The sequence below is a fragment of the Microcoleus anatoxicus genome (assembly GCF_042465725.1).
Lineage (GTDB): Bacteria > Cyanobacteriota > Cyanobacteriia > Cyanobacteriales > Microcoleaceae > Microcoleus > Microcoleus anatoxicus.
This window is the reverse complement of the sequence record NZ_CP120853.1, coordinates 5,195,363-5,219,483: the sequence shown is the minus strand read 5'-3', so window position 1 is coordinate 5,219,483 and position 24,121 is coordinate 5,195,363. Positions and strand designations below refer to the sequence as shown.

The window sequence follows — 24,121 nt, the reverse complement described above, 5'->3', positions numbered from 1 at the left end:
GTTTCGTTCTCTGTAGGGGCAATCCCCCCGTGGTTGCCCCAATGCTGAAACGCGCATTCGATCGTCGGTGGGGGGTAGGCACGGGGGCACTACCCCTACAAAAAGGCGATAAATAAAGCTTCATCAAGCAATCTCAATTTCGAGGTATGCGCCCGGAACAATAGTGTCGATCGCATTCCGAATATCGTCTTGATGCTTTTGAATGCGCGGCCAAGAAGTGGACAGCAAAACCACAATAGCAATTTGTCGGCTTGTCAGGTTTTGTTGATAACGCAAGTTGCGATCGGTCGTTACCAGCAGATTATACCCATCGCGTTCGGCTGTGTCGAGCAGATCGCCATTTGCTAATGTTGACCATCCACGTTCATAAGCAGTATCTACTTTATGATGCAGCAACGAGCGGCGCAGCGGTACTGGCGTACCTTGATCGAACAATATCTTCATGCCACCATCTGTGTTATTGAGGCTAACGCGCGATCGAGTAATACCTCAACTTGGGCGCGAGTTACTCCCGGAAACCATTCGAGAAACTGGTCAATAGAGGCTCCATCTTTAAGATTCTCGAAAAAGGCGGCAACAGGTACGCGCGTTCCCCGAAATACCCATGCACCACTCACTTTGGTTGGATGACGTTCAATGACTTCAAATAGGTCTGTAGTCTGCATGACATTCGTCGCTTGTTGCGGATGAAGTAAAACAACTAAGATATAATTAATCTTAGCATAAATCAACCGTGATTTAAGATTTGTACATTCAAAAGGGGCGGTAATGCTTAAAGAAATAGAAATTCAAAATTTTAGGTGTTTTGAGCAAATCCAAATTTCTGGGTTTGAAAGAGTCAATTTAATCGGCGGTAAAAACAATGCTGGCAAGACAGCCTTGCTAGAAGCAATTTTTCTCTATGTTGCTCCAAAACCTAGCAGCATACTATTTCTAAGAGAGCTTAGAAAGGAATCATCATTAGTAATGAAAGCTATGCCTGACAAAGCCTGGGACAACTTATTTCATGTACGGGGAAAAGAAAAATCTATACTAATTATTGGAACAGATGACAACAATGATACCGATCAATTTACCATCCAACCATGTATAGATCCGACAACTATTTATCGGAAAGATATTGATCCGAAAACTATTGATCCGACAAGTATTCATTTAAGTAGATCGCGCACAAACAAATCAAATAAATTTTCACTCTCGGTAAGTAATACTGGTTCTAACGACTCTTTAATTGCTAGTTCCAAAGGTTTAATAAATGGTAGTAATACCATAATTACTGATGCCATTCCTACTCCTGGTGAACTACCGATTATTCCCTCTTTTACCAGAATTTCAGGAATAGAACTCACAGAAGCCTACGATCGCGCTCGTTTGAATGAAAAAGATAGCGAAGTTTTGAAAGCTTTTCAAGTTATCGATCCGGCGATCGAATCAGTAGAGAGTTTTTATATTGGCGAACCAACACTATACTTGAGAAGAAAAGGAGAAAAACGTTTACCTCTCTCATTGTTTGGAGATGCTATGAACCGAGTTGCAGAAATTATTCTTAAACTGATAAACAGCGAAGATAAAATACTGCTAATTGATGAAATAGAGAATGGCATACACTATAAAAGTCAGCCGGAGTTTTGGAGAGTGTTATTTCGGTTAGCGGTTGAACTGGATACGCAGATTTTTGCTACAACGCACAGTTTAGAGATGCTTCAAGCATTTGCTAAGGTGGGTTTAGAACAAAATCAGGAATGCAGCAGCGCATATTTTGAACTAGCAAAGAAACTCAAAACAAATCAAATAATCGGAAGTCGGCTCGATTTGGAAACTTTGAATTACGCACTAGAGCATCAAGAAGGAGTGAGAGGTGAGTAATATTGTCATAGTAGAAAGTAAAAATGATAGGATTTTCATGCAGGCAATGGTTGAGAAACTAAACTGCGATATCCAGGTAGAAAAACCTATTTATATAGATGATTATCAAAGTTTGGAAGGCTTGAGCGAAACAGAGTTAATCAAAGCTTTAAAAAATTTAATAAGAAAGATTGACCGAAAAGATATCGAAAAGATTGGAATTATTATCGACATTGATAATTGTTCAGAGCAAGAACGGCTGCAATTCGTAGATAAATGTATAAAACAAGTGTTTGAAGCTGAAAGCTTGTCAAGCACTAAGCAATTTATCGATATTTGTACAACAGATCATGGAACAAATGCAAAATTGGCTTGCTATTTTACAAATGTTGGAGGTAAAGGCGAACTGGAAACGCTTTTAAAGGCAATCAAGGATAAAGATTCGACCTATGCTGATTGTTTGGATAGCTGGAAAACTTGCATAGAAAGTCAGGGAAAGAAAATCAATCAGAAAGAGTTTGATAAATTCTGGATTAGCAACTATATTAGATTTGATACTTGCTCAAAGCAAGAACAGAAACAAGCTGGAAGTAAATGCAGTATGTCTAAATTTGATTATGTTATGGAACACAAAAAAGATATTTGGGATTGGGATAATCCTGCTCTTGATGATTTGAAAGAGTTTTTTAGACTCTTTTGCTAAGATGATAAAATAAAAGAGTCGGTGGTTGAAATAATCGGCGGTTGAAACCGCTACTACACAAGCGAAGTCCGCCTTCGCGGACTGAAGAATGAACCGGATTTGATATCACAATTAAGTAATTTATGAGCCTAAAAATCTACTTTCTGCGCCACGGTGAAACAGTTTACAGCAAAACAGGCGGTTTCTGCGGCGACCTCGACCCAGATTTAACAGCCGAAGGTTCTCAAATGGCAGAACAATTTTCTGCAACTTATGCGAAATTGCCTTGGAATGCTGTTTATGTCAGTCCCATGAAACGCACGATCGCAACTGCAAAACCTTTGTGTGATACTCTGGGAATTGAAATGCAGCTTCGCGACGGCTTGAGGGAAATTAAGTACGGCAAGTGGGAGGGTCAAACAGTTGAATTTGTCCGGGAAAAATATGCCCAAGAGTACATTAATTGGTTGACGGAACCGGCTTGGAATGCGCCGAATGATGGCGAAACTTCTGTGCAAATTGCTAGCAGATCGTCCTTAATTATCGCAGAAATTCAGGAAAAATACAAAGATGGTAATGTTTTGGTAGTTTCGCACAAGGCGACTATTCGGATTATTCTGTGCAGTTTGTTGGGGATTGATTTAGGAAGTTACCGCAATCGCATTGCTGCTCTAGCAGCTTCTGTTAGTATTGTCAAGTTTGATGTGCGCGGGCCGATGCTGGAGGTTTTGGGCGATCGCTCGTACATGGATGAAACTCTGCGCAACTTACCCGGTACTTGAAATTGTCGGTAAGCTGCGCCACAATCATCCTAGATTCTAAATAGCGCCTATGTAAGACAATCCTAAAATAGTACCCGCTCCCAAAATATGACCAAATGCAGTAGTTCCCAAAACAGCACCCAAACTCAAACCACCAAACATACTCGATGAGGGCATTGCTGGGCCTGTGCTCGGATGTTGGATCGTTGATTTGCCGATCGCGATCGCTAGAATATTACAAGCAATCATGATCAAAGCAATAGTAGGACTCCATTCTACGGTTCTGGGGGCAACAGCAAGTAAAATTGGTGTAAACATCGATTTGACTCCTTAAATTTTAGTAAATGAAAATCTAATCAGAAGATATATCAAACTACCGCAACTGTTAGCTACTGATTGCATTAACAGTTAACATTTCGACATTTTTCTTCATAAATTTTGTATGGTTATCTACTCGTTATACTTGTTCCCAGGCTCTGCCTGGTAACACATATCTGGAGGCTCTGCCTCCCATTTCCTCCACCAGCGAGGCTACTGAGCATTGATGAAGCGAGGCAGAGCCTCTAGGCATAGGTTCCTAGGCTCTGCCTGGGAACCAGTTAAACCGGACAAAATAAAGTATGAAAATATTAGTTTTAAACGCAGGTTCTAGCAGTCAAAAAAGCTGTCTTTATGAGTTAAAAGATGTGCAATCCGATCGCCCTTTGCAACCTCTGTGGGAAGCAAAAATAGATTGGACTCACCAGCAGAATGTATCAGAATTGAAAGTCCAAACAGCAGCAGGTAGTCAGCTAGAAGAGGAGTTAGCCTCAGAATCTCGCCAAGCTGCTATTTATCGAATGCTGGAGACTCTGTGGAAGGGAAAAACTCAAACCATTAACAATCTAAACGAGATTGATATTGTCGGACACCGCGTCGTACACGGCGGGCAAGAGTATCAGCAAAGTACCTTAATTTCACCGGATGTTAAAGAGGCGATCGCCCGTTTAGCAGTTTTCGCCCCCGTACACAATCCCGTCAATCTTGAAGGCATTGAAGCGATGGAAAAAATCCTCCCAAATGTGCGGCAAATAGCAGTTTTTGATACAGCTTTTCACGCAGGATTAGCACCCGCCACCTTTGTGTATCCAGGCCCCTACGAATGGCTGGAAAATGGCATTCGCCGCTACGGTTTTCACGGGATTAGCCATCAATATTGCGCGCGTCGGGCTGCCGAAATTCTGGGGCGTGATTTGGCAGATTTGCGGCTGATTAGCTGTCATTTGGGCAACGGATGTTCTCTGGCTGCTATTGGCGGTGGCGTGAGTGTGGATACGACGATGGGATTTACGCCCTTGGAAGGTTTGATGATGGGAAGTCGATCGGGTTCCATCGATCCTGGTATTATAATTCATCTGTTAAAGCGATCGGATTTAACTGCCGAAAAACTTGACAATATGCTCAATCGCAATTCTGGTTTGAAAGGGATTTCTGGGGTGTCTGCTGATATGCGACAGATTGTGGAAGCGATTTCCCAAGGTAATGAGAGAGCTCAACTAGCATTGGATATTTACATCCACCGTTTGCGTGCCGGAATTGGGGCGATGTTGGCGAGTTTGGGAGGTTTGGATGCTTTGATTTTTACGGCGGGTGTGGGCGAAAATTCCCCTATTGTGCGGGCTGCTGCTTGCGAACCTTTTGGATTTATGGGTTTAAAATTGGATGGGGATCGCAATCTACAGTCGCCCATTGATGCAGATATTGCGACGGCGGATTCTGCGGTGAAAGTTTTGGTAATTCACACCCAGGAAGATTGGGAAATTGCGCGGGAATGCTCGAAATTTTGATGATTTCAGCTTCGCCCAGATTATGCCACAAAGGTGCGATAGGCGGCTAATAGTGACGGCGGAAGCGGGGGTCTAGTTTGTCGGTTTTCTGTTGGTTGCAGGTGCGGCAGAGGGTTTGCAGGTTGCTGATGTCGTTGCTGCCGCCGCGGGCTAGGGGGATGATATGATCGATCGAGAGTTGGGTTTCTTGTTTGGTTTGGCCGCAACTTTGGCACTGGTATTTATTGCGGGTGAATACATATTTTCTGACTTCTGGGGGAATGGGGATTCTGGGGGTTTTAGTCATGAGTTGTTGGGTTGATTTTCATGGTTTAGTAGTTGGCGGCGCAAATCATCGAGGGGTGATTCTGGCGGGCTGATTTCTAATTGATTGTTTTCTGGTGTTTCTTCAACTTCTGGTTCGTCTGGGCAAAATTCTACAATGACTCTGATTTTAACTTTACCTTTTTGCCAGCCTTTAGCCCCTATTTTTAAGGCTTCACAGTCTATCCCGTCACCAAACCATTTTTGTTCCTGGTTACATCTAAGCTGCGGATTATATTTCAGGGTATTTATTTGTAATCCTCGAGTTTTAAATAACTCCGTAAGTGCACATTCTAGGTTATCATTAGTTGCTGATTCCATTACTTGCCTAAGCTTACCTACTTTGAGCATCGTAGAACCAAAGGAACAAACATCATCATTTCCGTAATTTTCTAGAAAAATATGTTTTTGCATATTGATTGTTGATTTTTTCAAAAGACTCTATCTATGATTATAGAGTATTGTCGCATTTCTGGGAACAATCGGGCGAATAGAATTCGCGTCTACACAAACAATGTCCGCCTGCGCGGACTAAGAATGTTTTGTTTCAACCCGCGCAGGCGGGTTTTGTCTGTGTAGACGCGATTTCCAATCGCCGGAATTTGCAATCTAAATAATCCCGGCGAATAGAATTCGCGTCTACACAAACAATGTCCGCCTGCGCGGACTAAGAATGTTTTGTTTCAACCCGCGAAGGCGGGTTTTGTCTGTGTAGACGCGATTTCCAATCGCCGGAATTTGCAATCTAAATAATCCCGGCGAATAGAATTCGCGTCTACACAAACAATGTCCGCCTGCGCGGACTAAGAATGTTTTGTTTCAACCCGCGAAGGCGGGTTTTGTCTGTGTAGACGCGATTTCCAATCGCCGGAATTTGCAATCTAAATAATCCCGGCGAATAGAATTCGCGTCTACACAAACAATGTCCGCCTCCGCGGACTAATAATGTTTTTAACCCGCGCAGGCGGGTTTTGTCTGTGTAGACGCGATTTCCAATCGCCGGAATTTCCAATCGCCGGAATTTCAATCGCCAAAATTGCAATCATTCACCATCCCCAGAAACACCATCATTTTGCCCAATTACTGGCAACAAATGCTCGTGCAATTTAATCGCCTGCAAACAGCTATTAATCCCAGAAACCGCCCGATCGTACTTTTCGATCTTTTCATCATTCTCCCCTTGCAGCCGCTGGTTCCGCGCAATCTTCTCCTCCGCCTCCTGCGCCAGAGTTTGCTCAACATAATCGCGGGCTTGACTGTACTTCTGCAAAATATCATCCGCTTGCTTTTCGGCCATCGGTAACAAATGATCTTTCAGGGTTTTATTAACGGTTTGGCGGAAGGTTTGGCGGATGGTTTGCGATACTTTTGGCTCGAAATCTAGGCGCAACAATTGCCGAATTGCTGGTTGGGCATCTACCATGTTTTCGCAGTCATAACCTTGAGATGTTTGCTGCAATGTTTGCCGGAATTGATAAATTGAAAACGTGTCTTCATCGTAAAAACGGGGACTTTCTCGCACGTAGCGATCGCACTCAACACCCGCCGCATTTACCAAAGCATCAGAAACCCGCTGTGACAACTCATCTAACTGCTGTTCAATTCCCCCGTCATTCCCCAACAATCGATAAAGTAATCGATAATATTCAGACTTGCGCACGCTGTCTTTCAAATACTGGAAAAAATTGACAACCAATGACGCAGTAGACTCTACTAAAATATCTTCTAACTGATTGGCTAAATAGTAAAGCGCCTCAACTAAAACAGCAATTAAAGGTGCTGTCGCATTGCGGGGATGAGCGAGCACAGTACGCCCGTAAGCTGCCTCAACGGAAAAACTATCTAATAATTCATCTAAGCGCCGAATCATGCGAGATTGCAGTTGCCGAAAATCGTTATCAAAAATATCGCATTTATTCATAATCATTTCATTGATTTCTGTGGCGATATGTTCCCTAAAATCCTGCCCTACTTGCTGCAATTCTTGATTTAACCGTAAAAGTTCCTGTGCTTTCATCGCCTCAATTTCGCGGGGCTGACTGTCCAAATTCCGCTGGATTGTTTGGTAGTGTTTCCGCAGTTGAATGCACAAATCTTCTAAATCGTCGGCGAGATTTTTGAACAGTTGCGGGCGCTTTTCTTCCGTGAGGTAACGGGTAATTCCCCTGCGAAAATCTTCGATGCCGCTATCTTGAATTAATTGCTCGATTAATGGTCTTCCTTGTTCTGCAAGAATCCGCACGTAGTTTTCATTAGGTGTTTCGTAGCTGTTAACTGAAATCCGAAATTGGCTGGGAGATAACTTGCCAGAATTGGCACAGTAGCGGTTAAATTCGCTGATAAATTGTGGAGTTTCTTCGCTATTCTCGCTACCATTACCCGTATTGTAGGGGCGGGTTTTACCGATCGACTCTGAATCTAAGTTACTATCTACATAAACCCGCCCTCTTTCGGCAAATATTGTATTTAAGCCAAAGCGATCGCGACTTGTGGTATTTTTAATCAAACTCCCGTAAAATCCCAACAATCCGCTAGTTTTGTAAACTCTGGTAGTATCGCGAAAGTCGGAATTAATCAGATTTTCTAAGCGCTGTCGCAGTTGGGTGTTGTACCAAGTTTCGTCGATGCGGTTGAAAATGTAAAAAAGGCGATCGCGAATTCCCGGATTTCCCTTGGTTTTTTCCATCAATTCGGTTTCTTCCGTCGTCATTTCCCCTGACGAAGCTGCTTTTAAAACGCAAACAACTGCCGAAGTATCCGGGCTTTCAATTTTATTATAAGTCAATTCTGCATCCCGTTGTACAGGCGCATCAATTCCCGGCGTATCGATAATTATATTGCCATCTTGCAGCAGGGGATGATAACAATAATATTCGACGCGCTTGAGCACCGCACTGTTGCTACCGCGGCGAGCATAGCTAGCAGCTTCCTTGAGATTGGAAAAGTTAAACTGTTCCATCGAGTAGGTGGCGTTTTCGAGGGTGTGAATGCGATCGCGATTGGCTTCAAAACCTTCTAACAGCAGCATCAACGCCTTAGCTTGTTTGGCTAATTCCGATTTATTTTCGCCGCCTTCCTTTTCAATAATTATTCTACAACCCTGAGACAAAAGTGGCACTACATCTGTTTGATTAATATTAAGTTCAGTAGTTAAGCCTAATTTTTCACAAAGAGCATAGGCTTGCTCTCGAATTTCCACTTCGCTCAAAAATGTGAGGACAACTCGCTCTTTGTCTGGCTCAGCAAAGGCGATATAACATTCAGTACCTGTGGCGTGTCCTTCAGCGCTGTAGAGCAATTCTCGCTCTAATAAAGCATTGATTAACATGGATTTTCCGGCACTGAAAGCACCCGCAAACACAATTTCAAATTCAGGAGCAATTGCTTTTTTCAAAGAAGCTTGCACTGCTGTAATATCTTGTTGTCGCAAAGAGGATTCTTGACGCAGCAGTTGCAATAAACACTCTACGTGTTCTTGTAGATTTTTGCATTGAGGCGAATTTTGAGTCATTGTGGCAGAAGGCTCCTGATTATCTCATAATTATCTTAGTGTTAATTATCAGCTAGTTCAGAGTTCATCACAACAGTAATTTCACTTATATTATCCAGGGTTGCTGAAAGTATCGCCTATTAACGAGTTTAACTTCCAGACTCTTCCTGGGAACTAATATCACTCTTGCTCGCCATCGCAAGCTATCAGAAAAACAGGAGGCTTATCCTCCTAATTTTCCTTACTAGGTTCTACCTAGTAAGGAGTGCCATTTAACTCTATTATACAGATAAATCTTGGCGTGGTTTAAAAGACTCAACCTCTCGCAATTTCTGGTACAATTCTCGTTCTTCATCGCTAATTTCCTTGGGAATTAATACCAAGATTTCTACCAATTGATCGCCCCGATCGCCATTTCCCGTCGGATAGCCCTTTCCCGCCAGCCGCAAGCGCTTGGACGAAGGAACTCCAGGGGGTAATTTCATTTTCACCCTACCATCTAGCGTGGGTACTTCCACCTCTCCACCCAGCACGGCTTCGCTAGGAGTCAGTGGCAATTCGCAGCAAATATCCGACATTTCTAAGCGAAAAAATGGATGGGGAGAAATCGTAATTTTCAAATACAAATCGCCGCCGCCAATGCCTTGATTTCGCAATCGAATTCGCTGGCCAGATACCATAGCAGCAGGCAGATTTACTTCGATTGTCCGCCCGTCTTCCAAAGGAATTCGCTCTAGGCCTCCAGCATAGGCTTTTTCCAAACTCAAAGTCAGCGTAGCCTCAATATCTCTTCTAATTTCTCGCTCTACTGTTTCTCTAACTTCCCTTCTAATTTCCCGCTCCTCCATATCTCTTCTAGGCTCCCTAGAATTAGCCACATAACTCGTTTTCTTAGAAGCCGTACTCCACGGTTCCGGGGAACTAACTCGCTGTGCATCATTGGCTGTGCCCATCCTCACTTCCCGGCGTCTTCCGAGCACTTGGTCGAAAAATTTATTAAAATCTGAGTAGTCGCTAAAATCGACATTATCGGCAGTTTTTCTGCTGCTAGCTTTACTGTTTCCCCAAGTTGAAAAATTGGGAATTCGCACGCCTTGTTTGCTTTGAAAGCCTTTTTGCTTCCAAAATTTACTAAACTGGTCGTATTGAGCGCGCTTATCGATATCTGAAAGAATATCATAGGCTTCATTAATATCCTTAAACCTATCTTCAGCAGATTTGTCCCCTGGATTGACGTCAGGGTGTAACTGTCTCGCCAGCCGTCGATAGGCTTTTTTGATTTCATCGGCGGAAGCATCTCTGGGTACTCCCAGAATTTGATAGTAATTGCGAAAGTTCTGCATAGTTTGAGAAGGAAGAAGGAAGAAGGAAGAAGTCACCCCCCCCTGCCCCCCCCAAGGGGGGAGGGAAGAAGGAAGAAGGAAGAAGGAAGAAGGAGTTTTAGTCTTGTAGTTTGTTAATTGTACTGACAATTAATCGTGTTAGTTCATCTACTTCTTTAATAACGGGTGAAATTTTATCTGGTGCTGCTAACCCGACTCTTTCAGAAATGACTAGATGAGTATCCAGTTCTCTGAGCGAACCGAGAGCTATTCGCAAATATCGAATATACTCTTGTCTGGTAACACATCCATATCCCTCAGCAATGTTAGCTGGTACTGATACAGATGCACGACGGATTTGACTGGTAATACCATAAAGTTCAGATGAATGAAATGATTTCGTTAATTCGTAGCAAAGTTGACAAAGATAAATACCCCGCTGCCAGATGTATTGTTCTCTATGGGTCATACAACATGATTTTCTCCTTGCTTACTATAGTAATCTCTATCTATTTCAAAGAAGTCTAGTGTAGTGGAGGAGGGAGGAGAGAGGAGAGAAAAAAGAAGTCTAGAAGAAGTTAGAAAAAAGCCATCACATATTGTTTGCGGAAAATCTGCTTCTTCCTTCTTCCTTCTTCCTTCAATTACAGCCAATCGTCGTCATCATCCCAATCGTCACTTTGATTTTGATAAGGGCGAGTTGGGCGATTAGCATTACTTCTACGATCGCCCATTCGATCGCGGTCAGAGGGTCGGTCGTAGGGTTGGTCGTAGGGTCGGTCGTAGGGTCGGTCGTAGGGGCGATCGGGAATTGGATCGACAGTCGATCGCCGATAGGGCTTAGCATTCTGATAATAGCTGTTGTCATCGCTGCGTCGCTTGCTACCATCGCCGGTAAAAGTACGCTTCACCGACTCAAAGAAATCATCATCGTCATCATCATCAGCAAAAGCTGAAACTTCCCGGCTCAAATCGTAAAGAGCATCCTGCAAATCGGAACCAACTTGGTCAACTCCTCGCTCATCCTTGCGTTCCAAACTGTCTCGTAATTCGCGAATTAAAGTTTCTATGCGTTGGCGGCTTCTTTGAGCAAACTGCATTCCGCGATCGAGCGCAACTTCCCGCAACTGCCGCTCGGCCTGATAAGCTAAAGCCTCAGCGCGATTGCGTTTTTCCACCCTTTCCCGCTGCAACTTATCAGCTTGAGCAAACTGTTCAGCATCGCGAATCATCTGATTCACTTCCTGCTGAGAAAGCGTCGAAGCACCTTGCACAGTAATACTTTGTTCCCGGCCAGTAGTTTTGTCCAAAGCTGTCACCAACAGCATCCCGTTAGCATCAATATCAAAAGCTACTTGTATCTGCGGAATCCCTCGCGGTGCCGGTGGAACTCCTGTTAGTTTAAACCGTCCCAAAGACTTATTATCCCGGCCTAATTCCCGTTCGCCTTGGATGATGTGAATTTCCACCACAGTTTGGTTGTTTTCAGCAGTCGAAAAAATGTCCGATCGCCTCACAGGAATAGTAGTATTGCGAGGAATCAATTTTTTCATCACCCCGCCGATGGTTTCCAAGCCCAGGGACAGGGGAGTGACATCCAACAGCAGCACATCCCGGACATCGCCGCCCAAAATTCCTGCCTGAATTGCCGCACCCACGGCCACAACTTCATCGGGATTGACATTTTGATTTGGTTCTTTATCAATCAAACTGCGAACAACTTGCTGAACCAAAGGAATGCGAGTCGAACCACCAACTAACACAACTTCATCAATGCGAGAAGGACTCAAATTGGCATCAGCCAAAGCTTGTTTTACCGGACGGCGCAGTCGCTGCACCAAATCGCCGCATAGCCCTTCAAATTGACCGCGAGTCAGTCGTGTTTCCAGATGCAAAGGGCCATCTTCATTCGCATCAATAAAAGGCAAATTAATCTCCGTCACGCCAACTCCCGACAGCTCAATCTTAGCCTTTTCCGATGCTTCGATTAAGCGCTGCAAAGCTTGGCGATTTTTCCGCAAATCAATTCCTTCTTTTTCTAAGAATTGTTCGGCCAACCAATCGACAATTTTGGAGTCAAAATCATTGCCTCCCAATTGAGTATCGCCGCTAGTGGCTTTAACTTCAAATACTCCATCTCCGACATCTAAAATCGACACATCAAAAGTGCCACCTCCCAAATCAAACACTAAAATAGTTTGACTTTCTCGCCTTTCCAAACCGTAAGCCAAAGAAGCCGCTGTGGGCTCATTTAAAATCCGTTTGACATCAAGTCCGGCAATTCGTCCCGCATCTCGTGTCGCCTGTCGCTGGGAGTCGTTGAAATAAGCAGGAACAGTAATTACAGCCCCCGTCACCTCTTGTCCGAGGTAGCGGCTGGCTTCATCGGCCAACTTCCGCAATACCATGGCCGAAATTTCCTCTGGGGCGAAATCTTTTTTCATCCGGGGACACTTGACTTTGATGTTCCCGTTGTCGTCGCGGCGAGTTGTGTAAGGGACGCGCTTTGCTTCTGGAGTCAGTTCGGTGTATTTGCGTCCGATGTACCGTTTGACTGCGTAAAAGGTGTTTTGGGGATTCAAAACTGTTTGGCGTCTGGCCATCTGTCCGACAAGCCGTTCTCCTTCCTTGGTGAAAGCAACTACCGAGGGAGTTGTCCGCATCCCTTCTGCATTGGCAATCACAACCGGTTTGCCGCCTTCCATGACGGCTACTACTGAGTTTGTTGTTCCGAGGTCAATGCCAACTACTTTACCCATGCGTCTGTTGTCTCCTGTGGCGTGGTGTCTAGCCTTTTCAATATAAGCGTAAGTATGATTGCACTAATTGTACCGCGTCGAGAAGCGGGGGCTGCGGGGGGATTGCCTCACTTCGGGCTAGCGGCTGGGGTTGGTTTGGTGCGATCGCCCTTTGTTCGATCGGCTTTGGCGCAGCAACCGAGGAGTAAATTGATTAGAACTCATATCTTGCACCATTCTCAAGAACAGGCAGGATGCCTGTTCCACAAGAACATTGAATTTTTGTGGAACAGGCATCTTGCCTGTTCATAAAGGGCTAATTGAGAATGGTGCAAGATATAAGTTAGAATGGAGATAAAAAGTTATCCTATCATCAACATAGAGGTAGCCAGAATGACCGGATTAGAGGTATTGCAGTCTGTTGAGTTTCTCAATCTAAAAGGCAAACAAGTTGCTGTCTTAGATGTCTAAACTTGGCAAGCACTAATCGAATGGTTAGAGACTTTAGAAGATTGGCCAATTGGCAAAAAAGCATTACAAACTTAAGGAGGCAAGAGTTATGCAAAGTATTAAAGTGCGATCGCGCGTTGGTTCCGACGGGATGTTGCATTTGCAAATCCCCGGTGGTATCAAAGATACAGATTTGGAAGTTATTGTAGTTTTCCAGCCCGTAGCACCAGCAACTGAGGCTAAAACGCCGGAAGATTTAGGCTGGCCACCAGGTTTTTTTGAGAGAACTTTCGGGTGCTTTCAGGATGAGCCTTTAGTGCGGGGAGAACAAGGGGAATTTGAGGAACGGGAGGAATTGCTGTGATTTATTTACTTGATACCAATACCTGTATCGGTTACTTGAACGGCCGATCGATTGGAGTTTTACGAAGGTTGCAGGCTCTACCTTCACAGGATGTCGCAGTATGTTCTGTTGTTAAAGCTGAACTCTTCTATGGATCCATGAGAAGCAACAATCCCGCTCGCTCGCTTGCCCAACAGCAAGATTTTTTGAATCGCTTTATATCTCTTCCTTTTGATGACCAGTCTGCCTTAATTTACGGTCAAATTCGCGCCGGGCTAGCTGCATCTGGCACACCAATTGGCCCTAATGACCTTTTGATTTCCTCTATAGCTCTTGCCAACAACCTAATTCTTGTAACTCACAATACCCGCGAGTTCAGCCGCGTTGAGGGTTTGCGTCTGGAGGATTGGGAGATAGAGGCATGAGTTAGATATATTGAGTTCGCATATAATCGAAATGAAAAGCTCTCTCCCAACAACTCCTGCAATCAAAATAAGATTATGAAATTCACTCTAGATGTAGAAAACAATCCCACAGGTTGGCCAGACCACACTCAACTACCCGAATCTGATGGTACCTTTGTGAAAAACTTTCAAGAACATCCCCAAAGCATCTTACTAACTGATTCAATTACTCCGATTTTAGAAAGAATTCATGCTGATGGTAACTATTGCATCGGTCAAGATAGTGGCATTTATTGGCGATTAACTGAGCCACTTGAACGCGGTGCAGAAGCGCCTGACTGGTTCTACGTGCCCAATGTCCCGCCCACACTAGACGGTCAATTGCGCCGTTCTTATGTGATGTGGCAAGAGTTTGTATCACCGTTGATTGTGCTAGAGTTTGTATCGGGGAATGGGACGGAAGAACGGGACGGAACGCCTTTATTGCGATCGGGTCAGCAGGAAACTAAGCCGGGGAAATTCTGGATTTATGAAAATGTCATCCGTCCGGCTTTTTATGGTATTTATGAAGTCAGGAAGGCTAGTGTTGAAGTTTATCACTTTATAGAAGATAGGTATCAATTAGTTGCCACAAACGATCGCGATCGTTATCCGATTCCGCAGTTGGGAGTGGAATTAGGAATTTGGCAAGGTACTTATCAAAATGCTGAGTTACCTTGGCTGCGCTGGTGGGACAGTCAAGGGAATCTGTTGTTAACGGGTTCTGAAAGAGCCCAACAAGAACAGCAAAGAGCCGATCGCGAACAGCAAAGAGCCGATCGCGCCGAAGACGAATTAGAGCAATTACGCGCTCAATTGCGATCGGCTGGAATCGAACCCCAATTGTAAGCCAGCATAAATAACAAAATACCCCCATCCCCGACTTCTTCAAGAAGTAGGGGAGACAACTTTTTTAAACCTGAAAAGTGATTGTTAAATTATTTTTAGCTTATCCCCTACACGCTAAATTATATCTCGTTCATCGTCAAGACGCAAACAGTCCAATTGTAGGTTTTTTTGGCAGCAATAATCTGACTTTTTGCCGATACAGTCCGCTATCTAAATGATTCGTTAATTTGGGTCGACGATCGCACTTTTTGACCTGCTTAGTCTAAACTCTAATAACATTGGATAGCTTGCCAAAGCATCACTAAAGATCCATTCGATCGCCTGTTGATTTTTCAAGCAATTGTAGAAAGCGCTGTGCTGTTGAGTGGCGATTCAAAACTAGCCAACTATCCGGTAAAAATAGAGTGGTAACATCTACCATCGATAATACCGATAAGGATTATCCCCATTCTCAAAATCCGTCCTATAATCAGAATGATAAAACTGATTACTCGAACCATTAAACACCACCCCATCCGCCTTAAAACTCGCCCCCAAATTCGCCAAAATCTGAGCATTCGCGCGAGTTTGTCGCCAGCGAGTAAAACGCAAATAAGTCTTAGTATCAGCATTCAAACTATCCGGGTCAATCTGAGAAAAAATCGCCACCCCCTTACCTACAGCAACCCGACTTAACAAACCGTCAGCACCAATTTCTCCCCCAGACTTAATCAACCAAGTATCATAAAAAGAGCGCGATCGCAAATCCGAACCACTAACACCCCTCACCTCATCCCAACTCGGAACCGCCAGCGAACCACCAAAATTCAGAACTGACTGCAAACCCACACCCAAACCAGCAACAGGCACTTGTCGCGGCAAGAAAAACACCTTCCCACCAGCATTCAAATAACCCCGCAAATCAGCATCTTTCACATTAGCCTCAGCCCCGATAATAGCCAAACCAACATCTGGAGAAAGCCCATTAGCCCGCTGATAAATTACCCCCAAATCATCCAACTTCTTCCCATCTCCATCTCCCCCAATTAAAACCACCTTATCCGGCTTCCCAGAAACCATAGCATTCATCCCATAACTCACAAGTTTTTGGACTAATTGCGTCGCCCCAGCATCCGCAGCAAAATGGTCTTCCAAATCCAACTCATTTAAAATCAATCGCCCTTTTCCATAATCCAATTCCATCAACGGCGAATAAGCTAAATCAAACTCCGACTCCAAAATAGGCCGCCAAGAAGTGCGGTGTGGCTTCTCAATAGAAGCGCTGCTGACACCCCCATGATTTCCCCAATGCCAGCCGTACCAATGTGAATTTTTTGGACTCAATTTTCCGACCGTATGAACAGTATCTGGATAAGCTTCAATCAAAGTGCTTTGTCCTATCCAATCCCGCAAATCAGCCTCGTCCAAACCGCTAACTGCCTGGTGGTTGCTATTAATTGGATAAACTCGACGGCTGATGTGTTGTGCAATCCGCAAACCCATATTTCGCAGCCATTCCCTGCTTTGGGAAAACACAATTACCTTACCACCATTCCGCACAAAAGTTTCTAAATTTCCTGGCAAATTTTGCCCGCTAGAAAATGCTTCCCTACCAATAATTAGTAGGGGCAATCCCCCCGTGGTTGCCCCTCCCGTGGTTGCCCCTCCCGTGGTTGCCCCGACATTACCATCCCAAGGCACAAGTTCATAACCTAATTGTTTTAACATCGCCGATGTTTTGCCCACAGGATCGAAGATAGTCAGCTTATCCTTGATTTTGCTTGGATTGTCAAATACCCGGAACGAAAAATTATCAACGTGGGGGCGATCGCCCACCCTCGCACTCAGGCGAATTTCGCCATCAACCTTGCCCGAAACCTTCTGAGGTAAAATCACATCAATGGGGAAAAACAGTGTACCTGCGGTGTCAATAGTTCCCTGTTTATCGCCCTTTTTCACCTCTTTCCCATCCACCAAAACTTGCCAATTAAAAATAAAATTTTGTTGACTCCTAGTATCGTTAATTAATACTATTTGCTTAGCCAGTTTTCCCCCCGCAAAAAAACTGTGGTCTTTGGTGACAAAAGCGGGACTAGCACCAGCAATCCAAGCCAAAGTGGGACTATTATTCTTCATAATTGCCTCGCCACCAGGATAAATATTGTAAGATTCTGGCTGCAAATAATACAGCAGACTCTTCGACATCTGCTTCAAATAGACCCCCCGCTGTCCCGGTTGAAATTCTCCAACATCTACCTTAGTTTTACCAACATCCGAAACTTGCCAACCATGGCCATCACTCCAAGGAATCATCCCCCCAGACATCCCAAAAGTCCGCCAACTGCGCCAAGTATTTGTACTGAATAACTGCTGCAACTTTTGAAAAGCCGGTGCAAAATCTAACTCTGGATTCAGATACCAGTTTTGATACTCCTGGGCCTTAATAAATTTTTCCCGAATTTTATTTTTATAACTCTGACTTTCTAACTCATAAGCCTGTTTACCAAAATAAATCGCTGCAAACTCTGTCATCCAAGGTTCGCTGACAATAACGCGATCGAAACCATCGCGATTTCGCATCATGGTTGCTTGTAGTGGAGTCCCAAATTCCACCACCATGTAGGGCATTTCTCCTGTTTGGCTCCACTCAGAAATCCACTCTTCTCTTTCTTGCAAGGGAATCATATTTAAATAAGAATTAAGCGCATAAACATCGCCAAAATTAGCGCCTTGATGTAACATTACAGGTCTAGTTGGATCGACTTTTTTGAGAGCAGAATACAAATCTTTTGCCAAAGGTGTGTTTTCCCGCAAACGTTTATCATCAACTGTTCCCAGAGTTCCTGTTACTTCTTTATTGCCGATCCGACGAGGATTTTGATCGTCATTATTGCCAAAAAAATTAGGACTGGTTGCCCACATTAAGACTGAGGGGTGATTGCGATATCGTCTCATTTCTGTGGCCATTCGTCCTTGCCAACGTTCTCTTGTTTGGTGGTTTTTCCACTGGCCGTTCCAACCTATGGAAGTAATATCTAAAGCGGGAGCCATAATGGGAAAACCTTTGATGTCTGCTATTTCCGAAAACAGTTCTCGGAAATGCCACCGTCCCCGTTCGTCATGATCCCAAGGCCACATTTCTATGATATTAAAACCGGCTTTAAGGTAGCCCTCAATTAATTTTTGGGCTCCGACGACACTACCACCTTCCCATGTATCGGAATGTAAGGTTGGTCGCAGCCGTAATTCTGTTCCATTTAAGAAAAATTTACGCCCTTCTATCCAAAATTCTCGGAAGCCAAAAGGTTGGTTGTACTGCGTATTAATGCCATTTCCTGTTACTTCTAATTGCAGGTTATAAAGATTTGGTTGACCAAGGTCCCAAATCCGAGGGTTTTTCCAGTTCCACTGGATGTTTACGGTTTGAGTTGGTTTAGCTTTAACTTGGGCTGTTCCGGTAAATTTTTGTTCGACTTGGCCCTTTTCATCGAACATTTTAGCTACTAACTGAATTTGACCGTTTTGTTTAACATCTTTGAGTTCTATATCTAATTTAATTTGCTGGTTGCGGGTGGAAGTTTGAACAAATACATCGCTAATTAAGGGACCTGGGGGTCTGCTAAAAATTCTGACTTCACCGATGATTCCTCGCGATAACAGATTTGATTCTTTGGTGTAGATTTCACTCGGTCCCATAATCACTACTTTCTCTTTTTCTTCGGAGATAGCAGCGACTAAAATCGATATCGTATTTTGACCTGGTTTGGCTACTTTAGTAATTTCAATAGTGCCGTAGGGCCAATCAATTTGACCGCAGTTAATCCCGTTGATAAAGATGACTGCATCGGTGCTGACTCTGGCTAAATCGATGAAAATTCTGCGGTTTGTCCAGTCACTGGGAATGTCTATTGTCCGCTGATACCAGGCTTTTGATAGTTGTTTGTTTTTGAAGTTTTCCCACTCTTTACCAGTACCACGAGAGATGATTCCTGGTATGACTTCGCTGTTTTCTTCCATCCAGTCCCCTGGTACTTGAATGGAACCCCAGCTTGGGGATGAGGGGGGATTTTGGGAATTGCCAAGGGCGGGGACAAATTGCCAGGTGCCGTTGAGATAAATCCGATCGCCTGTATTGTCGATCGCACTGGGGTTGGCGATGGTAAAATTGGGAAAGCCGATCGAGATCCCTGAGTTACTCGCAGAATTTGGATTTTGAAGTGTATAACCCATGAATCCGAACAAGATTGCTGCTGCCAAAAATAACCCGATCGTTTTTGCCAGCTTATTATTCACGCTCAGTTAGTCCCCAAAAATCAGCTTATTTGTCTGTTCATCATAACAAAGAGAGGCGCCGATGGGTAGATGGGCAGATGGGCAGATGGGGAGAGACCCCGACGGGGATGTAGCAACAAACAACCGACTTCTTCAAATCTGTCTCAGGGATGATGGCAAGTCGCCCAAAATTATGATTTGCTAGATAAAAAAAACAATTATTAATATCTTTTTAAGTAGTCAATAATTTAGCGCCCTCGCTATAGGTCAACCAAAATGAGTCCGCTTCAGGTACTACCTCTACCCATTAAACGTTACAAAATTGCTGGATTTGCCACCAGCACGGCATTACTGCTGACTATTTTGTTACTGTTTGCATTTAAGGCAACTTCTGCGATCTTATTTTTGGTCACTGCAATGGTCGCGGCTTGGTATGCTGGTCTCAAGTCCACAGAAAAAGAACTACAAACAGAACGAGATGTTATTGCGAAAGTCATTAGCATAGCCACCTGTTTGATTGTAGTTCTTGACAAGGAAGGACGGATCGTCAGTTTTAACGAATTTTGCGAAAAAACCACAGGCTACTCCTTTGCTGAGGTCAAAAATAAATTTGTTTGGGATTTGTTCTTGGTCTCCGAAGAATTAGAGCCTGTTAAAAATATTTTTAATCAACTAAAACCCGAAAATTTTATTAGTAAATATACTAACTATTGGCTCACAAAAACTGGTGAGAAGCGCTTAATTAATTGGTCAAATACAGTCATTCTTGATGGCAAGGGTTTGGTAGAATATGTCATCGCAACTGGTGTCGATGTTACTGACTGTCGCATCGCAGAAATAGCCTTAGCTTTATCCTACAGTGAGCTAGAAACTAGAGTCAAACAGCGAACGGCAGAATTGACAGTAGCGAAGGAAGCGCTGCAAGCTCAAGAAGAACGATTTCGCTCTTTAAGTTCCTGTTCGCCGATGGGGATTTTTATGGCGGATATTCAGGGTCGCACTACCTATGTAAACCCCCGATGTCAGGCTATTTATGAGATGAGTTTTGAAGAAATTTTAGGCGATAGCTGGCAAAATTACATTCACCCAGAAGACAGAGATGTAGTGTTGAGTAAGTGGCAGAATTATACCCGCGAAGGTGGAGAATATGCGATGGAATATCGCCTGCAAATATCCGAGGAAATTTGCCGTTGGGTTAATGTTAGTTGCTCCCCCATGTTTTCTGACTCTGGGGAATTGATGGGACACGTTGGGACTGTTCGAGATGTCACAGAACGTCAACAAACACAAGCAGCTTTATCCAGCAGCGAACAGCAACTGAGAACACTGTTAGAAAATACGCCAGATATCATTATCCGTACTGACAAACAACTGCGTTATGTCTATGTCAATCAAGCAGTAGCCAACAGCCAAGGACAACCGGTTTCATTTTTTATTGGTAAAACCAGTGCCGAAATCGGAATAGATCCAGAACTGTGCCAACTCTGGGAAACAACTCTTCACAAGGTTTTTGCATCTGGTAAAGAAGAAATCATTGAATTTCAAGCACCTTCAGCCAAGGGCATCAGAACTTATCAATCTCGTGTAGTTCCTGAATTTGATAAAGCAGGTGTAATTCAATATGCCTTAATTGTAGCGCGAGATATCACCGAATTGAAAGTGGCAGAAGTTCAAAAAGCGCAACTGACAATTGAACAAGGTGCTAGGGAAAAAGCGGAAATAGAACAACAACGATCGCGCTTTTTAGCAGAAGTCAGCAAAATGCTCGCAGCTAGCTTTGATGGCGAAACTGTGTTGCAAAATATCGCCGAATTAGCCGTGGAAATGGTAGCACAGGGTTGCTGGATTCATCTGAGGGAAACCGATGACCAAGTTCGTCTAGTCGCTGTGGCTCACGCAGAAGCCTCCCGGCTGGATGGGATGAATTTGTTGACGGTGGGAAATATTGATAATCAGGCTTTACATGGTTATCCCTTAGTAATTCGCACGGGAACATCTGAATTAATTAGTGAAGTAAATCCAGAAATCTTAGCAACAGTATCTAGAAATGAAGCAGAACTAGAACTATTACGATCGCTCAATATCGGCTCCCAAGCTTGCGTACCGATGACGGCGCGGGGACGAGTCCTCGGTGCTATTACTTGCTTTACCTCAGAGTGCGATCGCCACTACAATTCGGCAGATTTAGCCATGCTAGAAGACCTAGCTTACCACGTCGCCCTAGGTCTTGATAATGCCAGACTTTATACAGAAGCCCAGCAAGCACTGGCTCAAACATCCGAATCCTTTGCCTTAATTGACTCGCTATTGGAAGCATCTCCTTTGGGGATTTGTTTTTTGGATCGCGAAATGCGCTACATCCGCATCAATCAAGTCTTAGCAGAACTCAACGGTTTGTCAGCCGAACAACATTTGGGTCAAGACTTCCGCCAACTGTTGCCAGAATCCGCAGCCCAATATGCCTGGATAATTCAGCAGGTTATAGATACTGGTGAGCCAATTTTGAACGTCGAAATTAGCGGTGAATCTAAGGGAGAAATGGGTGTTTTTGGCCATTGGGTAGGTAATTACTATCCAGTGAAAAATGAAAATGGAGAAACCATAGGAGCTGGCCTAATTCTGACAGATATTACGGTAGCTAAACAGACAGAAATAGCTTTGCGAGAAAGCGAAATACGGTTCCGCAGTGTCGTAGAATCAAACATGATCGGTATCGGTTTTTGGGATAGAGAAGGCGCAATTACTGAAGCTAATGATGCCTTGCTAAATATGCTGGGATATAGCAGGGAAGACTTGGTTTTGGGAAACCTGTATTGGTCGCAAATTACGCCACCGGAACAGGCCGATCTCGATCGCATAGCCTTGGAGCAAATCTCAGCCTTCGGGAGTTGCACGCCTTTTGAAAAATTCTACATCCGCAAAGATGGCACGCGCTTGCCAGTTTTGATCGGCGCGGCACATTTCCAAGGATACCAAGACAAGGGTTCGTTCTTTGTTCTCGACATTAGCGATCGCAAACAAGCAGAAGCAGCGCGATCGGCAATCAATCAAACTTTAGAAGCCTTGGTTCAAGCCTGTCCTCTGGCAATTACCGTTTTCAACTCCGAAGATGGTGTGGTAACACTGTGGAATCCAGCGGCAGAAAGAATTTTTGGTTGGAAGGAATCAGAGGCACTTGGTCACTTTTTGCCCAATGTTCCTGCCAATAAACGGGACGAATTTACCGCTAAGTTGAAAGGTATTCGGGAAGGAAATGCGATCGCCGGAGTGGAAACTAAGCGCCAAAGGAAAGACGGTACACCGATCGATATTGGCTTGTGGGCAACTCCCATACATGATGGCAAGGGCAATATTAATTGTATGTCGATCGTCGCTGATATCAGCGATCGCAAACAAGCCGAGGCAGAACGCACCGAATTACTGCAACGCGAACGGGCCGCCAGGGCCGAAGCCGAAGCCATCAACCGCCTCAAAGACGAGTTTTTAGCGACTCTTTCCCACGAACTGAGGACTCCTTTAAATGCGATTTTGGGCTGGGCTCAGGTGCTTCGCAGTCGCCCCTATAATGCAGCCACCTTAAGCCGTGCCCTGGAAGCGATCGAGCGTCAGGGAAGGGTACAGACCCATTTGGTGGAAGATTTGCTCGACGTTTCCCGGATCATTCAAGGTAAGTTGTCTCTGAAAACTGGCTGGTTGGATATAGTCAAGACGATCGACGTGGCGATCGATTTAGTCAGTTTCGAGGCCCAGGCCAAGTCTGTCACCCTCAACTCACAACTTGACCCCGCACTGGGATTGATCTGGGGAGATCCTCAAAGGTTGCAGCAAATAATATCGAATTTGCTGAGCAATGCCGTGAAGTTTACACCGTCGGGGGGCACAGTGGTATTGCGTTTGTCCAGGGAGTTGGGAGGTTGGATTCCGAATTTGACAGAGTACGGCGAAGTTACAGCACTTTCGCCGCTACCCATGACTAATTACCTGCAAATTCAAGTCAGCGACACCGGAAAGGGCATTTCTGCTGAGTTTCTGCCCCATGTGTTCGATCGCTTCCGCCAAGCTGACGGCTCAATTACTAGGGCTAATAATGGTTTGGGACTGGGATTGGCCATTGTCCGCCACTTGGTGGAACTCCACGGCGGGAGTGTCACAGCAGAAAGTCCCGGTCTAGATCTAGGTGCTACATTTACGGTGAAACTGCCACTCAAACAGCCGAAAAGTCAGAAGTCACAGTTGAGAGGGGACAGGAATTCCCCGTTTTTGCCTCCTGGAATTCTGGCTGGTTTGAAGGTTTTGGTGGTTGATGATGAACCTGACAATCGCGAACTTTTGACTGTGATGCTTTCGGAATGGGACTCCGTGGCGATCGCTGCTGATTCCGCGGCGGAGGCGATCGAGATTTTAGGCAAGTTCCAGCCCGATATTTTGGTGAGTGACATCGGTATGCCGATCGAGGATGGTTACTCTCTGATCCGCAAAATTCGATCGTCCCCATCTGCTCTCACCAAGCGCTTGCCAGCTATCGCCCTGACAGCCTATGCTAGGGAAGAAGACCGCGCCAAGGCGATCGCCGCGGGCTATGACGAGCACTTAACCAAGCCCATCGAACCAGCTCAATTCGTGGCAGTTTTAGCCCAATTAGCAGGTTTGAATCAAAACGATTTTCAGTAACTTAGTTGTTACATCGTCGCTTTTACTGATCTTAGTGAACGCAAACAAATTGAAAAAATCTTGAGTGACTAAAATCGGACTCTAGAAGCCGAAGTCATTGAACGTAGCACAGCATTAGCTCGTACTCACGAACAATTACAAACTGAA

At 44.4% G+C, this 24,121-nt stretch carries 19 protein-coding genes; 9 read left to right on the top strand and 10 right to left on the bottom strand.

The genetic code is table 11. The annotated features are described in order from the left end of the window. Positions 1-123: 123 nt before the first annotated feature. Both P2A85_RS22640 and P2A85_RS22635 read right to left on the bottom strand, forming a co-directional pair. A complete protein-coding gene (locus tag P2A85_RS22640) occupies positions 124-444 on the bottom strand; it encodes a hypothetical protein (RefSeq protein WP_377475638.1) in 321 nt (106 codons plus the stop codon). Beyond that, positions 441-665: a DUF433 domain-containing protein gene (locus tag P2A85_RS22635; protein ID WP_377475637.1), complete on the bottom strand. Its 225-nt coding sequence runs from the start codon at positions 663-665 to the stop codon at positions 441-443. The genes P2A85_RS22640 and P2A85_RS22635 overlap by 4 nt, the downstream gene beginning before the upstream one ends. A gap of 103 nt (positions 666-768) precedes the next feature. Here P2A85_RS22635 and P2A85_RS22630 point away from each other — a divergent pair, with 103 nt between their 5' ends. The 3 genes from P2A85_RS22630 to P2A85_RS22620 all read left to right on the top strand — a co-directional run bounded on the left by P2A85_RS22630 (position 769) and on the right by P2A85_RS22620 (position 3,309). After that, the gene (locus P2A85_RS22630) at positions 769-1,866 is read left to right on the top strand and encodes an ATP/GTP-binding protein (RefSeq protein WP_377475636.1); all 1,098 of its coding nucleotides are present in this window, start codon (positions 769-771) and stop codon (positions 1,864-1,866) included. Next, the gene (locus P2A85_RS22625) at positions 1,859-2,548 is read left to right on the top strand and encodes a DUF3226 domain-containing protein (RefSeq protein WP_377475634.1); all 690 of its coding nucleotides are present in this window, start codon (positions 1,859-1,861) and stop codon (positions 2,546-2,548) included. The genes P2A85_RS22630 and P2A85_RS22625 overlap by 8 nt, the downstream gene beginning before the upstream one ends. Positions 2,549-2,670: 122 nt before the next feature. Then, on the top strand, positions 2,671-3,309 hold the full coding sequence (locus P2A85_RS22620) for a histidine phosphatase family protein (protein WP_377475632.1): 639 nt from the start codon (positions 2,671-2,673) through the stop codon (positions 3,307-3,309). A gap of 36 nt (positions 3,310-3,345) precedes the next feature. Here the strand turns inward: P2A85_RS22620 and psaK are convergent, their stop codons facing one another. Then, a complete protein-coding gene (gene psaK, locus P2A85_RS22615; protein ID WP_340517795.1) occupies positions 3,346-3,606 on the bottom strand; it encodes a photosystem I reaction center subunit PsaK in 261 nt (86 codons plus the stop codon). Between the two features lie 302 nt (positions 3,607-3,908). Here psaK and P2A85_RS22610 point away from each other — a divergent pair, with 302 nt between their 5' ends. Further along, on the top strand, positions 3,909-5,114 hold the full coding sequence (locus P2A85_RS22610; protein WP_377475630.1) for an acetate kinase: 1,206 nt from the start codon (positions 3,909-3,911) through the stop codon (positions 5,112-5,114). A gap of 46 nt (positions 5,115-5,160) precedes the next feature. Here the strand turns inward: P2A85_RS22610 and P2A85_RS22605 are convergent, their stop codons facing one another. From P2A85_RS22605 to dnaK, 6 genes are all read right to left on the bottom strand, one after another. Beyond that, the gene (locus tag P2A85_RS22605) at positions 5,161-5,400 is read right to left on the bottom strand and encodes an HNH endonuclease (protein WP_377475629.1); all 240 of its coding nucleotides are present in this window, start codon (positions 5,398-5,400) and stop codon (positions 5,161-5,163) included. Beyond that, positions 5,397-5,852 (bottom strand): KGK domain-containing protein, encoded by a 456-nt coding sequence (locus P2A85_RS22600; protein WP_377475628.1) that lies wholly within the window; start codon positions 5,850-5,852, stop codon positions 5,397-5,399. Before P2A85_RS22600 ends, P2A85_RS22605 begins: the two co-directional genes overlap by 4 nt. A gap of 607 nt (positions 5,853-6,459) precedes the next feature. Beyond that, positions 6,460-8,928: a dynamin family protein gene (locus P2A85_RS22595; protein ID WP_377475627.1), complete on the bottom strand. Its 2,469-nt coding sequence runs from the start codon at positions 8,926-8,928 to the stop codon at positions 6,460-6,462. Between the two features lie 260 nt (positions 8,929-9,188). After that, positions 9,189-10,250, bottom strand: a complete 1,062-nt coding sequence (locus tag P2A85_RS22590; protein WP_377475625.1) for a DnaJ C-terminal domain-containing protein — start codon at positions 10,248-10,250, stop codon at positions 9,189-9,191. A gap of 97 nt (positions 10,251-10,347) precedes the next feature. Beyond that, positions 10,348-10,698, bottom strand: a complete 351-nt coding sequence (locus P2A85_RS22585) for a four helix bundle protein (RefSeq protein ID WP_377475624.1) — start codon at positions 10,696-10,698, stop codon at positions 10,348-10,350. 175 nt (positions 10,699-10,873) lie between these two features. Next, positions 10,874-12,988 carry a molecular chaperone DnaK gene (dnaK, locus tag P2A85_RS22580; protein ID WP_377475622.1) on the bottom strand — a complete coding sequence of 705 codons (2,115 nt, stop codon included), beginning with the start codon at positions 12,986-12,988 and terminating at the stop codon, positions 10,874-10,876. Between the two features lie 54 nt (positions 12,989-13,042). On the opposite strand from dnaK, the gene P2A85_RS22575 reads away from it, so the two are divergent. The 4 genes from P2A85_RS22575 (at position 13,043) to P2A85_RS22560 (ending at position 15,052) form a co-directional block, all read left to right on the top strand. Continuing rightward, positions 13,043-13,279, top strand: a complete 237-nt coding sequence (locus P2A85_RS22575) for a hypothetical protein (RefSeq protein ID WP_377475621.1) — start codon at positions 13,043-13,045, stop codon at positions 13,277-13,279. A 247-nt stretch (positions 13,280-13,526) separates the two neighbouring features. Then, positions 13,527-13,781, top strand: a complete 255-nt coding sequence (locus tag P2A85_RS22570) for a hypothetical protein (RefSeq protein WP_377475620.1) — start codon at positions 13,527-13,529, stop codon at positions 13,779-13,781. Continuing rightward, entirely contained in the window at positions 13,778-14,185 is a 408-nt protein-coding gene (locus tag P2A85_RS22565; protein WP_377475619.1) for a type II toxin-antitoxin system VapC family toxin, read from the top strand. The genes P2A85_RS22570 and P2A85_RS22565 overlap by 4 nt, the downstream gene beginning before the upstream one ends. Positions 14,186-14,260: 75 nt before the next feature. Continuing rightward, a complete protein-coding gene (locus P2A85_RS22560) occupies positions 14,261-15,052 on the top strand; it encodes a Uma2 family endonuclease (RefSeq protein WP_377475618.1) in 792 nt (263 codons plus the stop codon). A gap of 414 nt (positions 15,053-15,466) precedes the next feature. Here the strand turns inward: P2A85_RS22560 and P2A85_RS22555 are convergent, their stop codons facing one another. Then, positions 15,467-19,324, bottom strand: coding sequence for a glycoside hydrolase family 2 protein (locus P2A85_RS22555; protein WP_377475617.1), 3,858 nt, complete (start codon positions 19,322-19,324; stop codon positions 15,467-15,469). Between the two features lie 255 nt (positions 19,325-19,579). Between P2A85_RS22555 and P2A85_RS22550 the strand changes: the two genes are divergently transcribed. After that, positions 19,580-23,974: a PAS domain S-box protein gene (locus tag P2A85_RS22550; RefSeq protein ID WP_377475616.1), complete on the top strand. Its 4,395-nt coding sequence runs from the start codon at positions 19,580-19,582 to the stop codon at positions 23,972-23,974. The last annotated feature ends 147 nt before the right edge of the window (positions 23,975-24,121 follow it).